Annotated in this window: 1 protein-coding gene; it reads right to left on the reverse strand. The window is 66.7% G+C overall.

The genetic code is table 11. The annotated features are described in order from the left end of the window. Window positions 1–358 (reverse strand): MarR family transcriptional regulator (locus G5A07_RS21145; protein ID WP_191863965.1); only part of this gene is annotated, 358 nt, incomplete at its 3' end. Between the last annotated feature and the right edge of the window lie 143 nt (window positions 359–501).

Here is a 501-nt window from a genome sequence, read left to right on the forward strand (position 1 = left end):
GGCCGATCAGCTGGTCTTCCAGCTCGCTGACCAGCGCCTGCCCGGCGTCGGTCAGCCACAGCAGGTTGGCGCGGCGGTCGCTGGCATCGCTTTCGCGGCGGACCAGGTCGCTGGCGCACAGCTTGTCCAGCAGGCGCACCAGGGAGGGCCCTTCCATGCCCAGCTGCTGGGCCAGTGCCACCTGGCGGATGCCACCGCCGGAGCGTCCGATCATCAGCAGGGGCATGGTGCAGGCGGTGGAGATGCCGTAGCTGCCGAGCCGACTGTCTGCCAGGCGCTGCCACTGCCGCCCTGCGTACAGCAGGCCGGAGCTGAGCTGCATCTGCAGCACGGTGCGCTCGTCGAGGGGTCGGTCCATAAGAGATAGATAGGATACTACTAATTTCATTCCTATCAATGGTTTTTGCTGAATGGGTGGGTGGGTTGAGGAAAGCGTTGCGCCTGCTTGGTGCCGGGTGGGGCGGCGGGGGCCGGACGGGGCAGGACACGCCGTAAACCCCC

Origin of the sequence: Stenotrophomonas sp. AS012628 (genome assembly GCF_010608305.1) — a bacterium.
In the GTDB taxonomy this organism is placed as follows: Bacteria; Pseudomonadota; Gammaproteobacteria; order Xanthomonadales; family Xanthomonadaceae; genus Stenotrophomonas; species Stenotrophomonas geniculata.